Source organism: Brevibacillus sp. JNUCC-41 (assembly GCF_014844095.1).
Lineage (GTDB): Bacteria > Bacillota > Bacilli > Bacillales > DSM-1321 > Peribacillus > Peribacillus aracenensis.
In genome coordinates this window covers 3328701-3341227 of sequence record NZ_CP062163.1, presented here as the reverse complement: position 1 = coordinate 3341227, position 12527 = coordinate 3328701, and the positions used below count along the sequence as shown (strand labels likewise).

Annotated in this window: 16 protein-coding genes; 4 read left to right on the top strand and 12 right to left on the bottom strand. The window is 41.2% G+C overall.

The genetic code is table 11. From position 1 onward, the window contains the following. Nucleotides 1–146: 146 nt before the first annotated feature. Nucleotides 147–347 carry a YlaI family protein gene (locus tag JNUCC41_RS16295; protein WP_072272690.1) on the top strand — a complete coding sequence of 67 codons (201 nt, stop codon included), beginning with the start codon at nt 147–149 and terminating at the stop codon, nt 345–347. Continuing rightward, nucleotides 331–762 carry a hypothetical protein gene (locus JNUCC41_RS16290; RefSeq protein ID WP_192203933.1) on the top strand — a complete coding sequence of 144 codons (432 nt, stop codon included), beginning with the start codon at nt 331–333 and terminating at the stop codon, nt 760–762. The genes JNUCC41_RS16295 and JNUCC41_RS16290 overlap by 17 nt, the downstream gene beginning before the upstream one ends. A gap of 39 nt (nt 763–801) precedes the next feature. Here the strand turns inward: JNUCC41_RS16290 and JNUCC41_RS16285 are convergent, their stop codons facing one another. From JNUCC41_RS16285 to typA, 3 genes are read right to left on the bottom strand one after another with little or no spacing between them, the layout of a single operon-like run. Continuing rightward, nucleotides 802–1086: a hypothetical protein gene (locus JNUCC41_RS16285; RefSeq protein ID WP_192208193.1), complete on the bottom strand. Its 285-nt coding sequence runs from the start codon at nt 1084–1086 to the stop codon at nt 802–804. A 4-nt stretch (nt 1087–1090) separates the two neighbouring features. Further along, the gene (locus tag JNUCC41_RS16280) at nt 1091–1399 is read right to left on the bottom strand and encodes a YlaH-like family protein (protein WP_192203932.1); all 309 of its coding nucleotides are present in this window, start codon (nt 1397–1399) and stop codon (nt 1091–1093) included. A 22-nt stretch (nt 1400–1421) separates the two neighbouring features. Next, a complete protein-coding gene (typA, locus tag JNUCC41_RS16275) occupies nt 1422–3269 on the bottom strand; it encodes a translational GTPase TypA (RefSeq protein ID WP_192203931.1) in 1848 nt (615 codons plus the stop codon). A gap of 124 nt (nt 3270–3393) precedes the next feature. Between typA and JNUCC41_RS16270 the strand changes: the two genes are divergently transcribed. After that, nucleotides 3394–3576, top strand: coding sequence for a YlaF family protein (locus tag JNUCC41_RS16270; RefSeq protein WP_034314013.1), 183 nt, complete (start codon nt 3394–3396; stop codon nt 3574–3576). A 110-nt stretch (nt 3577–3686) separates the two neighbouring features. Here the strand turns inward: JNUCC41_RS16270 and JNUCC41_RS16265 are convergent, their stop codons facing one another. Together JNUCC41_RS16265 and JNUCC41_RS16260 are read right to left on the bottom strand one after the other, a co-directional pair. Beyond that, complete coding sequence (locus JNUCC41_RS16265; protein WP_192203930.1) at nt 3687–4490, bottom strand: inositol monophosphatase family protein; 804 nt, start codon at nt 4488–4490, stop codon at nt 3687–3689. Nucleotides 4491–4900: 410 nt separating this feature from the next. Beyond that, the gene (locus JNUCC41_RS16260) at nt 4901–5098 is read right to left on the bottom strand and encodes a hypothetical protein (RefSeq protein WP_034314018.1); all 198 of its coding nucleotides are present in this window, start codon (nt 5096–5098) and stop codon (nt 4901–4903) included. 194 nt (nt 5099–5292) lie between these two features. Here JNUCC41_RS16260 and JNUCC41_RS16255 point away from each other — a divergent pair, with 194 nt between their 5' ends. Beyond that, complete coding sequence (locus tag JNUCC41_RS16255) at nt 5293–5913, top strand: YktB family protein (RefSeq protein WP_192203929.1); 621 nt, start codon at nt 5293–5295, stop codon at nt 5911–5913. A gap of 89 nt (nt 5914–6002) precedes the next feature. On the opposite strand, the gene trpA is transcribed toward JNUCC41_RS16255, so the two are convergent. The 7 genes from trpA to trpE are packed head-to-tail and all read right to left on the bottom strand — an operon-like array spanning nt 6003 to nt 12431. After that, nucleotides 6003–6782: a tryptophan synthase subunit alpha gene (trpA, locus tag JNUCC41_RS16250; RefSeq protein WP_192203928.1), complete on the bottom strand. Its 780-nt coding sequence runs from the start codon at nt 6780–6782 to the stop codon at nt 6003–6005. Further along, nucleotides 6775–7980, bottom strand: coding sequence for a tryptophan synthase subunit beta (gene trpB, locus JNUCC41_RS16245; RefSeq protein WP_192203927.1), 1206 nt, complete (start codon nt 7978–7980; stop codon nt 6775–6777). The genes trpA and trpB overlap by 8 nt, the downstream gene beginning before the upstream one ends. A gap of 4 nt (nt 7981–7984) precedes the next feature. Continuing rightward, entirely contained in the window at nt 7985–8599 is a 615-nt protein-coding gene (locus JNUCC41_RS16240) for a phosphoribosylanthranilate isomerase (RefSeq protein WP_192203926.1), read from the bottom strand. Nucleotides 8600–8609: 10 nt separating this feature from the next. Next, nucleotides 8610–9386: an indole-3-glycerol phosphate synthase TrpC gene (trpC, locus tag JNUCC41_RS16235; RefSeq protein WP_192203925.1), complete on the bottom strand. Its 777-nt coding sequence runs from the start codon at nt 9384–9386 to the stop codon at nt 8610–8612. Next, nucleotides 9386–10408 (bottom strand): anthranilate phosphoribosyltransferase, encoded by a 1023-nt coding sequence (gene trpD, locus JNUCC41_RS16230; RefSeq protein ID WP_192203924.1) that lies wholly within the window; start codon nt 10406–10408, stop codon nt 9386–9388. The genes trpC and trpD overlap by 1 nt, the downstream gene beginning before the upstream one ends. Nucleotides 10409–10434: 26 nt before the next feature. After that, nucleotides 10435–11040 carry an anthranilate synthase component II gene (locus tag JNUCC41_RS16225; RefSeq protein WP_192203923.1) on the bottom strand — a complete coding sequence of 202 codons (606 nt, stop codon included), beginning with the start codon at nt 11038–11040 and terminating at the stop codon, nt 10435–10437. Continuing rightward, the gene (trpE, locus tag JNUCC41_RS16220) at nt 11037–12431 is read right to left on the bottom strand and encodes an anthranilate synthase component I (RefSeq protein ID WP_192203922.1); all 1395 of its coding nucleotides are present in this window, start codon (nt 12429–12431) and stop codon (nt 11037–11039) included. The genes JNUCC41_RS16225 and trpE overlap by 4 nt, the downstream gene beginning before the upstream one ends. Between the last annotated feature and the right edge of the window lie 96 nt (nt 12432–12527).

Below are 12527 nucleotides of genomic sequence, written 5' to 3'. Positions count from 1 at the left end.
GAAGTCAATCTTCGGGTTTTTGTCTTTATCCACCATGAACCAAGTATCGTTATCGTTCATATGTTAGTTTCACTTTATCCTCGTTTTACCATAAAAATATTGGTATACTTAAAAGCATATTCAAATTGAAGTGAGGTTCAACTAATATGAAGGTTAAATGTGTAATATGCGATCAAATTGAATCTATACCTGATGATAGCCCAGAAGCTAAGAAACTTCGCAACCGCCCTATACATACCTATATGTGCAATACATGCAACCAACGCATAGAAGAGCGTACGAACGAACGGATTGCAACCGGGAACTTCCGTCTTTACCGGACAATCAAAAATGAAGATGAATGGTAGAATACATTATAAAGTTTCCCTGATTGGTCTCATCAATGGAATTCTGCTTGGATTGATAATGAAGTGGGTCGAAATGTTTTCCGGTAAACAAGTGTATAAGCTCCTATTGAATGTGGATTTCCTTCCTGTAATCGGGGCTGTCTCCTGGAGTGAGGCAACATTGTTCTTTTTCCATCTCCTTTTCTCACTGGCAATTACGTTCAGTTACATTTATATTCTTCGTCCTTTGAAGATTTTCAGGAATTGGAACAAATACACACTTGCCTTTTTCACGATCATTCCGGCAATCATGCTTTACTTCCCATTATCGGCGCTGTCGAAAACAGAAGCTGTCCTTCCTTCTGATTTGACAGCTTTCTTTTTGTGGACAATCTTACATCTTTTTTACGGACTTTCCCTCCCCAAAGCAATATAAAAAAGGACCGTGCGCATTTCGCACGGTCCTTTTTTATCATTACTCGATATTTTTATACTTTTCTGGCTCCAACTGTATTTGGTCTAACATGATATCAATTAATTCAATCGGATAGCGTTGCTTTTTCATTTCGTCCCCCAAAAGATACTCGACGAAATAAAAAGGTTCTGTTTTTGAAACCGAATCGATTATCACCTGATGATCATCTTTCAGCATCTGCATGAAAAACATTTCTGTATCACGTGCTGCTGTATCATCAGGCCTTGCATCACAGACAACTTTGATCGTCAACCAATTGTATATAGCATCTTGTAATGATTTCATCATCTTAAGCCTGTTCTTCTTTTCTCGAATTATGAAGACGGAATCGATAAATCCCCAGAACAAGCGAAGCGATGACTAATGCTTCCCCCATAGGAAGAAACACCGCAAAGAAAGAAAGAAGGGTACATCCAAGTGCCATTACCACATAAATGACCACATTTTTTAGCAAAGGTAACTTTTTGGCAAAACCTAACTGATATACAAGGATGCATAATCCAAAGACCGTCAAATATAAATACCACATTCCCGCTTCAGGATTTTCATCCACTCTGTACAATGCTGCAAAAAATGATAATCGCTCTTGGATATCCAATCTTTTCTCCTCCTCTTGCTATTTATTTTTCTTCAACAGCAACTTTTTTTCTTTTAGCTGCTCTTTCACGTTCGTTTTTATCAAGAATTTTTTTACGAAGACGGATTGAATCCGGAGTTACTTCACAGTACTCGTCATCATTCAAATATTCTAGAGCTTCTTCAAGTGACATGATTCTTGGTTTTTTCATGGAAGAAGTTTGGTCTTTATTTGCTGAACGCATATTTGTCATTTGTTTCGCTTTAACGATATTGACAGTCAAATCGCTATCACGGTTATGTTCCCCGACAATCATGCCTTCATAAATATCCGTACCTGGCTCAACGAAAATAACCCCACGGTCTTCTACTTGCATAATACCATATTGTGTAGTTTTTCCTGATTCCATGGAAACAAGTACACCTTGACGTCTTCCGCCGACTTGACCTTGTGCCATTGGTTGGTAGCTGTCAAATGAGTGGTTCATGATACCATATCCACGTGTAATCGTTAAGAACTCAGTTGAATATCCAATAAGTCCGCGAGCTGGGATCGTGAACAGTAAACGAACTTGGCCGCTTCCGCTATTGATCATATCCAACAATTCACCTTTACGGGCTCCCATTGATTCCATGATTGAACCAGTGTGCTCCTCAGGTACGTCGATTTGTACACGTTCAACTGGCTCACAACGGACACCATCAATCAAACGAACGATAACTTCCGGTTTAGAAACTTGAAGTTCATAACCTTCACGTCTCATATTTTCGATCAGGATGGAAAGGTGAAGCTCCCCACGGCCTGAAACAATCCAGACATCCGGAGAATCAGTATTTTCGACTCTTAAGCTGACATCCGTCTGTAATTGGTTTCTTAAACGCTCTTCGATTTTACGAGCTGTAACGAATTTACCTTCACGACCTGCGAATGGGCTGTTATTTACAAGGAAAGTCATTTGTAATGTTGGCTCGTCAATACGCAGGATAGGCAGGGCTTCAGGATGTTCAGTCGGACAAACCGTTTCCCCTACGTTAATATCCTCCATACCAGAAACGGCAATTAAATCACCGGCAACGGCTTCTTGGATTTCAACTTTCTTCAAGCCAATATAACCAAAGATTTTCGTTACTCGGAATTGTTTAACCTTCCCATCAAGTTTCATTAATGAAACTTGTTGACCTACATGCATTTTACCGCGGAATACACGGCCAACCCCGATACGTCCTACATAATCATTATAGTCAAGTAAAGCCACTTGGAATTGAAGCGGTTCATCTGAGTTATCAATTGGTGCTGGGATCGTTTCGACGATTGTTTCGAAAAGTGGGGTCATGTCTTTTTCTTGTTTAGCAGGATCTGAATCCAAGCTTGCAGTACCAGCAATACCTGAAGTGAAGACAACTGGGAACTCTAACTGTTCTTCTTCAGCTCCTAGTTCGATGAATAAATCAATTACTTCATCTACCACTTCATTTGGACGTGCAGAATCTTTATCGATTTTGTTCACGACAACGATTGGTGTAATCTTTTGTTCCAATGCTTTTTTCAACACGAAGCGAGTTTGTGGCATACAGCCTTCATATGCATCAACAACAAGTAGAACGCCATCAACCATTTTCATGATCCGTTCCACTTCACCACCAAAGTCGGCATGACCAGGTGTATCCAAAATATTGATTCTTGTATCTTGGTATTGAACTGCTGTATTTTTCGCAAGAATCGTGATTCCGCGTTCTTTTTCAATCGCATTAGAATCCATCGCACGTTCTTCCACATGTTCATTTTCACGGAAAGTACCAGATTGTTTAAGCAACTGATCCACTAACGTCGTTTTACCATGGTCAACGTGGGCAATGATGGCTATATTACGAATATTTTCTCTTAATTTCAAAAAATTCACTCCTAAAAAAGTTTGTGTATAACGTATCACTAGTATTAGCTTACATATTATATCACAAACATACTAGAAACAAATACAGAAATTATGTACAATAGATATATTAGGGGTGATATTAATGAACATTAAATGGAATTTCTTAATATTAGCGGTATTGGCAACATCAAGCATCGGCTCCATTGGCATCTTCATTGCTGAGAAGAGCTTGATTGGAATATTAGCTGCAATCGTTATTCTTTGCGGAATCATGGGGTTCGGTTTCACTCAGAAGAAGAAATTGCGCGAAGCCGGGAAGTTATAATATGAAAAACTCGCTGACAGACAGCGAGTTTTTTTTGTTAATTATTTCATAATGAACATTTTAATCCATCCGTGCCAAACTGTGGTACTGCTTTCAATTAGACCCTGATTCTAATGACTGGAATTTCCTGATAAGTATTTATCGAATACTTCTTTATGGAGCCCTGGTTTAGATACGAAAAGTGAGCCACCTTTTATAAAGTCCAATTTGTCACCTTTAATATTACTAACTTCCCCGCCCACTTCCTCAACCAGTAAAACTCCTCCGGCAAAGTCCCAGGGCATGAGTCTCATGGTTATGTATGCATCTATCCTTCCAGCTGCGACGAAAGCAAGCTCCAATGCTGCGGAGCCATAAGAACGTGTCCCCCGTGCATCCCGAACTAGCGGTGCCAAAAGATTCGGATCGATCCTTCGGTTTTCCGTTACCCAGCTTGCATTAATGGAAATTATCGCTTTGCTTACTGATGCCTCTTCTAGGGATGGCAGCCTTTGATCATTCAGAAATGCTCCTTGCCCCTTAATCGCATGATATAATTCATCACTAAAGACATCATAAACCATGCCGATCTTTCCGATGCCATCCACATAAACCCCAAGGGAAATTGCAAAATTCCTCTGTTGATGAATGAAATTCAATGTTCCATCAATTGGATCGATGATCCACACAGTACCTTTTAGGTCTTTAATATCATTGCCCATTCCCTCTTCCCCGAATATGCGGTGTTCAGGGAACACTTCGTTGATTTTTTCACAAAAAAACTTTTCTATCCCCTTATCCATATTAGTAACCAAATCATTCGGATTCGTTTTCATTTCAATATTCAACTTGGTTTTAAAGGACGCCCTTAGCCTAGTACCCGCCTCTTTCATCCATAACTTCGCATATGTATCCATTTCCTTGACAGATGCCATTATAATATCCCCGTCCTTTGTGATCAGAAACTACATTAAAATGATCCTTTTCTAAAGATTAAAGCAAATATAGCTTGCCTTCAAGTTTTTAACATCTTAAATTTTCCATTTTTTTTAAATATATAAGGAAAGACGGCTCCTTGTGACCACCCATCCTTTAATCGGTTTTGCAATTATGAGCTAGCGAGCACAAATACTTTTCAAATCAATTTGAATTAACGTTTCCCTTCCTTATTAAAGGGAGCTGGACAAAATAAAATACTTTCTTATTATATATTGGACATTTAATGAAAAACGGACACATTATTTTTAATAAATAAAGTGTCCGTTCATCTATAATAAAATTCCTTGTATTGAAATTGATTCATTTCCTTTATTCATTCTCCTTCAAGATCTCTGCAGCCAATCATTTACAAGGCTTTCAATTTCAACAATTCCAAGCGGATGCGTTCTAGCCTTTGCTTGCATTGTGACCTCTTTTGGTCATTTTCTTCACCGATAGCTTCAAAAAGGGTTGCTAATTCATAGTCCATTTCCATCCTTAACACTGCAGCTCTATGTCTTTCAACTTCTTTAGCTTTTAATGCTTGGTTCATGACTTGTTTCATAATTAACATTCTCCCTTCATCAATTAACGTAATTTTCTGAATTTATCTTATCATATGACTTCCTACCTCAAATAGCAACTAATTTGTGTTATAACCTATAAGGAAATTTACATTGCCAACCCAAATCGTATTTTTTAAATTTTACTTTTACTTATGCTACAATATGTGCAGATATTACGGTAGGAGAGATGAAAATGAATATAGCAAGTTTTACAGCAAATGATTTTGATGTTTTTAAAATTGATGGTTTGGAACCGCGCATGGACGCTTTAAAAGAACGGATCCAGCCCAAATTACATGCACTTGGAGAGCACTTTTCTCAAAAACTGTCAGTTATGATCGGCGATGAAATGCACCCTCATGTTGCAAAGCATGCCAGACGGTCAGTGAATCCTCCTAAAGATACTTGGGTTGCTTTCGCTGCCAATAGCAGAGGTTATAAAATGATGCCGCATTTCCAAATCGGGTTATGGGAAACGCATATGTTCATCTGGTATGCCGTGATTTATGAAGCCCCTAATAAAACTGAAATCGGAAAGCGACTGGAGCAGCAGGCAGGCCAATTGGTGAATAGCATTCCCTCCCATTATGTTTGGTCAATGGACCATACAAAACCTGATGTCATCACTCATGGTGGTCTTGGAGTAGATGATTTGAATTCAATGTTCACTCGTTTACAAACTGTAAAAAAAGCCGAAATCCTTTGCGGTATAAAAATTTCACGTGATGACGCCATTAAGTTAAAAGATGATGAATTCATTCAAACCATTCAAGATGCGTTTGAACATCTTTTACCCTTATATCAATTAAATTAAACACAGTTGCTTCGTATTCGAATTGAATATCGGATGCCTTAAATTAAACTGGTTAAGAAAAAAGGAGAGCCTTGGCGGCTCTCCTTTCCTTATTTCTGCGCTACTCCTTTGCTTGCTTGTATCAAATCACCAATTTGATCTTCCTTACCAGTTTCCAAGCATTCGATGATCTTGCTGCCGACAATGACACCATCGCAGTATTGTACTGCATCACGGACATGATCTGGCGTCGATATGCCGAACCCAGCAAGAACGGGAACCGGACTTATCTCTTTTACCTTCTTCAAATAGCCTCCAAGTTCTTCCCCAAAGGCGTCACGGGCACCCGTAATGCCTTTGACAGTAACCGCGTAGATGAATCCCTCCGCCCCTGCAGTAATCTCAGTGATACGTTCTTTCGAAGACGTGAGTGTCACAAGTCGGATAAGAACGATCCCTGCAGTTTTGATTGATGAAAAGATGGCTTCCTCTTCAATCGGTAAATCGGGGATGATGCACCCGGAAATCCCTGCATGGAGACAGTCATTCGTAAACTCTTTAAGTCCATATGCCAGGATAGAATTCGTATATCCCATTAAAATAATTGGGATGGTCACTTCACTTTTGATTTCCATTACTTTTTTCAGGACATCTTTTAAAGTTGTTCCATTTTCCAAAGATCTGATGCCTGCTTGTTGGATAACCGGTCCGTCAGCGACAGGGTCAGAGAATGGTATACCTAGTTCGACGGCAGTCGCACCGCTGTTTTCAAGGAAAAGAAGCTGGCTCTTTAACCGTTCAAGACCTCCATCCCCTGCCATTATATAAGGGATGAATGCTTTTTCCTTCTTTGTTTGACATTCTTCAAGCGCATTTGTTAATTTATTCATGTTCACTACCCCCCATCAATGATTGGACCGTTTCAACATCCTTATCACCACGGCCGGACAGGCAAATCACCAGTCCTGTTCCTTTTTCCATTTCTTTAGCAAGCTTTAAACCGTAGGAAATGGCATGTGAACTTTCTAAAGCTGGGATGATCCCTTCCTCCCTGGAAAGCATCGCTAAAGCTTCCAAGGCTTCATCATCGGTTACTGAAGTATATTCAACCCGATTTGTATCTTTTAAGTAACTATGTTCAGGCCCTACCCCTGGATAATCCAAACCTGCTGAAATTGAATGCGCCTCCTGGATCTGACCGTCCTCGTTCTGCAGTACATACATGAATGCCCCGTGGAGCACCCCAGGTTTCCCCTTAGTCAAACTTGAAGCGTGTAATGGTGTTTCAAGTCCATGCCCTGCCGCTTCCACTCCGTATAATTTTACCGTTTCATCCTCAATGAAGGGATAGAACATTCCCATTGCATTACTTCCTCCGCCTATGCAAGCGACTACTGCATCCGGTAGGGAATGAACCGCTTCCGAATATTGACGCTTTGTTTCATTTCCTATCACGCTTTGAAAATCACGTACAATAACGGGGAATGGATGCGGACCAAGAACCGATCCCATTATATAGTGGGTGTCATCCACATTCGCCACCCAATATCGTAACGCCTCATTCACTGCATCCTTCAGTGTCCGGCTACCTTGTGATACAGATATGACCTTGGCTCCCAAAAGCTCCATCCTGAATACATTCAATTTCTGTCTCCTGATATCTTCTTCTCCCATAAAGATGATGCATTCCAGCTTCAGCAAAGCACACACAGTCGCCGTTGCAACCCCATGCTGTCCTGCACCCGTTTCGGCAATCACCTTTTTCTTGCCCATTTTCTGAGTCAGCAAAGCCTGACCGATCGTATTGTTTATTTTGTGGGCTCCGGTATGATTCAAGTCTTCTCGCTTCAGATAAATATCTGCACCTCCAGCAAGCCGTGTCAAGTTCTCCGCAAAATAAAGTGGTGTTTCCCGTCCGATATATTGTTTCAGGTAATAATTTAGCTGCCTTTGGAATTCAGGATCATTTTTAGATTGTTCATATACTTCTTCAAGCTCCGTAATCGCCGCCATTAAAGTTTCCGGAACGAAACGGCCTCCATATGCTCCAAAATGTCCAGTTTTATCAGGCTGTGTATAAGTGTTCATCTATTCATTCCTCTTTTCCGGCTGTATATTTTGCCTCATTAATAAATGCCTTTATTTTTACGGCATCTTTTAATCCGTTTGTTTCAACGCCGCTGGCTACGTCAACTGCGAATGGTGAAACGGCATTAATCGCTTTTCCGACATTTTCCGGAGTCAGCCCACCCGCTAGAATTACCTTCCCGGGTGGCAGATCCGCTTTTCGGATCATATTCCAATCCAAAGTCAATCCCTTTCCAGATGAAATCTTAGGAATATCTACTAATAGATAATCCGCTGGGTATTCATGAAGGTTTTCAAGGTCTTTCACTGAATTGACGGCAAAGGCCTTTATCACCGGTAGGGGCATCCTGCGGGCAAAGCTGGCAGACTCGTTACCATGAAGCTGAATATAATCCAACCCTGCGATTTCGGCACTTTTTATCACTTCTTGTTCAGTTTGATTGGCAAACACTCCGACTTTTTTAACCTGTCCAGCTAGATTCGCCGCGAATTCTCCTACTATCTCTGGCTCAACCTTCCTGCTACTCTCGGCAAAAATGAAACCAATGAAGTCTGCCCCTGATTCAACAGCAGTCTGGGCGTCTGCCAATGTCTTTATCCCACAGATTTTCACTAACATATTAATCTCCTTATATACTCATTTGCAGTTCGGCCATCGTTTGCGGAAGATTTGACGCAGTCATCAGTGTCTCCCCGACTAAAATAGCTTTTGCACCAGCTTCCTTCACACGCATCACGTCTTCTTTTGTTTTGATTCCACTTTCACTGATAATGATATGGTGTTTTGGATCAAGTAACTTCGCCAATCGTTCCGTTACAGCCAAATCCACTTTGAAAGTCTTTAAATTCCGATTGTTAATCCCTATTAGCTCTGCATTCAGCTCTAGAGCCCGTTCCAGTTCGGCTTCATCATGGATTTCCGTCAATACTTCAAGCCCTTTTCTTTTTGCATATTGATATAATTCATGAAGGCGCTCTTTAGAAAGTGCTGCGACAATCAATAGAATGATAGTGGCACCAGCTTGATGGGCGCGATCGATTTGTACTTCATCGATGATGAAATCTTTGCACAATCTGGGAATCTGTATGGCCTCGCTTACGCTTCTCAAATCTGCAATCGATCCTTTAAAGAAAACCTCATCCGTCAATACGGATATCGCTGCCGCTCCGCCGCTTTCATATGAAAGGGCCTGCTCGACCGGATTTACATTGATTTTAATATCCCCTTTTGAAGGGGAAGCCCGTTTTATTTCCGCGATAACCGCCATTGATTTCGCCGTTTTCAAATTCTCCACCAAAGATGGTCTGACTATGTTGATCATTACCGAATCGTCTAAGCCCCTTTCTTTTAATTTTGCGACTTCCGCCTTTTTCTGTTCGATGATTTTCGTTAAGATATTTTCCATTACATGACCACCTTATTTCTATTGCCAAAAGCAATCAGATTTTCTAACTTCGCAAGTGCCGATCCGCTATCAAGGCTTTCTTTAGCCATGGAGATCCCTTTTTTGATCGTTGTTGCCGTACCATGTGCGTATAATCCCAATCCAGCATTCAATAAAACGGTATCACGATAGGCCCCTTTTTCCCCTTTGAGAAGCCTAAGCATGATATCGGCATTTTGTTTGGCGTCACCGCCGCGAATGGCATCATTTCCGTAAACCGGCAGATCCACTTCTTCAGGGTGCAGCGTAAAGGGAATGATATCCCCTTGCTCCAAAAGCACGAGTGAATTTTCACCCTGTAGGCTCGCTTCATCCATAAACCCGGCGCCATTAATCACGACCGCGCGTTTCCTGCCTAATTTATGTAGGACTTCCGCAAAAAGCTCGAGCATATCACGTCGATTGATTCCCATTAATTGCGTGTCGAGTTGCACTGGATTTGTCAGAGGACCTATTAGATTAAATATCGTCGGGATTTTCAGTTCTTTTCTCACTTTCATAATCCGTGCAATATTAGGGTGGACCGATGGGGCAAACAAGAATGTGATTCCATTTTCCTCCAACAGTTCTTTTAACATGTCAGGCTCCAAGTACAAATTGACACCTAATTCTTCCAATACATCCGCACTCCCCGTTCTGCTTGAAATGCTGCGGTTTCCATGTTTGGCAACCTTGACACCGGCCCCGGCAAGTACGAAGGCTGATGCTGTACTAATATTGAAGCTTTGTGACCCATCTCCTCCCGTTCCGCAATTATCCATCACATTAAGAGAGCTTGTTCGTACACTTCTTGCTTCTTTTCTCATGACTCTGACAAGGCTTGCTATTTCACCTGCCGTTTCCCCTTTGGATTTTAGGGCAATGATGAAAGCTGCCATCTCGCTTTCGGTGATATCTTTGGAAAATAACGCTTGGGCTGCTCTGCTCATCTCTTCTTCCGTCAATGTTTGACGCTCTGCTAACTTCGCTAAATACTCCTTCACCGCTAACTCCCCCAGTCGTTTTTGTTTTATAGGATGGATTGTTCCTTTTCAGATTGGAAGGTTCCCGCAATCTCATAAAATTGATGTAATAATTCCTTGCCGATTTTCGTCCCTATTGATTCAGGGTGGAACTGTAAACCGTAAAGCGGGAATTCTTGATGTTTCAGGGCCATGATCTCCCCATCATCCATCGCTACTGCCGTCACAGTCAGTTCATCTGGCAAACTCGCCCTTTCAACTACAAGGGAATGGTAACGCATTACCGGGAATTGTAAGTCTTGTTTGGCAAATACACCTGTTCCATCATGTTCGATAACCGATGTTTTCCCATGCATGATTTGTTTCGCTCCAACCACATTCGCACCAAAAACTGCCCCAATGGCCTGATGCCCCAAACAAATGCCCAATAGCGGAACCTTCTCATAAAAATTACGGATGATTTCCATACTGATACCAGCATCTTCCGGCCTGCCGGGTCCCGGGGAAATGACAATTGCCATTGGATTCAGTTCCTCAATTTCCGCAATGGTGATTTCGTCATTCCTTTTTACTATGATTTCTTTTTCCACTTCTCCTAAATATTGATAAAGGTTATAAGTGAACGAGTCATAGTTATCAATTAATAAAATCATTTTGTGTGAACCTCCATTAAAGCGCGTGCTTTATTTTGTGTTTCTTCAAATTCCGTTTTTGGGTCTGAATCATATACAATTCCAGCCCCTGCCTGTACATAGGCTTTGCCATCTTTAATGATCATCGTCCTAATCGCTAAAGCCATATCAAGATCCCCTCCAAAACCTATGAACCCTATCGAGCCCGAATACATCCCCCGTTTACAATTTTCCAGTTCATTGATCAGCTCCATTGCCCTGATTTTTGGAGCACCGGAGACTGTTCCGGCAGGGAGGCAGACCGTCAGCGCATCTAAACTCGTGAACCCTTCCCTAAGCTTTCCGCTAACCTTCGAAGCAATATGCATGACATGCTGATATCTTTGAATTTCCATTTCCTCGGTAAGGTGGATTGAACCGATTTCGCAAACTCTGCCAAGATCATTCCTGCCCAAATCAACAAGCATCTTATGCTCGGCAAGTTCCTTTTCATCCATCAGCAGGCTTTTTTCGAAGCCTTTATCTTCTTCATCCGTTTTCCCTCTCGGCCTTGTACCGGCAATGGGATTAACATGAACCATTCCTGATGAAACGCTGATCAAACTTTCAGGAGACGACCCAATAATTGTATAATCACCAAATTCTATATAAAACATATAAGGAGAAGGGTTGGCTAAACGCAAACGACGGTAGGCATCGAAAGGCTCCCCATCGAAGTCCGCTTTGAACCTTTGTGATAAAACAACTTGGAACACTTCACCAGCTATTATCGCTGATTTAACTTCAAGGACCATTTTCTCGAATTCATCCTGACTGAAATTCGATTTGAATTCCAAATATTCCGACGATATTTCCTTTGACGGTTTGCTTGCCTGATTGATTTTTTCCTTCATCCCCAATAAACTTTTTTCACTATCCTCTTCCGCAGTCAAAAGATGGATTTTCTGCAGAACATGATCGAATATATACAGTTCTTTATAAAAGAGAAAATGAGCATCAGGCATTTGCAGAGAATCAGGAGGCACCGGACCTATATTTTCATAAAGACGAATGATATCATAGCCCATATATCCGATTGCACCACCGTTAAATGGCGGAAGATGTATGGGAACCTCTCCTATCTCCACTAATAATTCGTTTTTGAGAAACTCGATGATATTGATGTTCTTTACAATTTGATCACCTGTTTCAGTATCTTTCACATTTACTTGGCCAGCAAGTGATGTCACCTCCAGATAAGGTTTTGAACCTAGATAAGAGTAGCGGCCGTTGTCGTGATGCGAATTCGAGCTTTCCAATAAAAACTTCTGGTCACCATCTAATTTCTGAAATATGGCAATGGGTGTGTGGATATCCCCTTCAATCGTGTCCATCTTGAAACGGAGTATTTTTTTTTCATCCAAATTATTCATCCTTCAATTCCCTCCCGATTCTTATGCTCTCTTATAAACCCCTGGAAGGGAAAACCCTTATGGCCAAGTGCCGGAGTTTTCATTTCCTCTGGTTTT

Bases quoted from the DNA above. Each gene is read 5' to 3' on its own strand.
- JNUCC41_RS16295 (WP_072272690.1), top strand. From the start codon at position 147: ATGAAGGTTAAATGTGTAATATGCGATCAAATTGAATCTATACCTGAT.
- JNUCC41_RS16290 (WP_192203933.1), top strand. From the start codon at position 331: ATGAAGATGAATGGTAGAATACATTATAAAGTTTCCCTGATTGGTCTC.
- JNUCC41_RS16285 (WP_192208193.1), bottom strand. From the start codon at position 1,086: ATGAAATCATTACAAGATGCTATATACAATTGGTTGACGATCAAAGTT.
- JNUCC41_RS16270 (WP_034314013.1), top strand. From the start codon at position 3,394: ATGAACATTAAATGGAATTTCTTAATATTAGCGGTATTGGCAACATCA.
- JNUCC41_RS16265 (WP_192203930.1), bottom strand. From the start codon at position 4,490: ATGGCATCTGTCAAGGAAATGGATACATATGCGAAGTTATGGATGAAA.
- JNUCC41_RS16260 (WP_034314018.1), bottom strand. From the start codon at position 5,098: ATGAAACAAGTCATGAACCAAGCATTAAAAGCTAAAGAAGTTGAAAGA.
- JNUCC41_RS16255 (WP_192203929.1), top strand. From the start codon at position 5,293: ATGAATATAGCAAGTTTTACAGCAAATGATTTTGATGTTTTTAAAATT.
- trpA (WP_192203928.1), bottom strand. From the start codon at position 6,782: ATGAATAAATTAACAAATGCGCTTGAAGAATGTCAAACAAAGAAGGAA.
- trpB (WP_192203927.1), bottom strand. From the start codon at position 7,980: ATGAACACTTATACACAGCCTGATAAAACTGGACATTTTGGAGCATAT.
- JNUCC41_RS16240 (WP_192203926.1), bottom strand. From the start codon at position 8,599: ATGTTAGTGAAAATCTGTGGGATAAAGACATTGGCAGACGCCCAGACT.
- trpC (WP_192203925.1), bottom strand. From the start codon at position 9,386: ATGGAAAATATCTTAACGAAAATCATCGAACAGAAAAAGGCGGAAGTC.
- JNUCC41_RS16225 (WP_192203923.1), bottom strand. From the start codon at position 11,040: ATGATTTTATTAATTGATAACTATGACTCGTTCACTTATAACCTTTAT.
- trpE (WP_192203922.1), bottom strand. From the start codon at position 12,431: ATGAATAATTTGGATGAAAAAAAAATACTCCGTTTCAAGATGGACACG.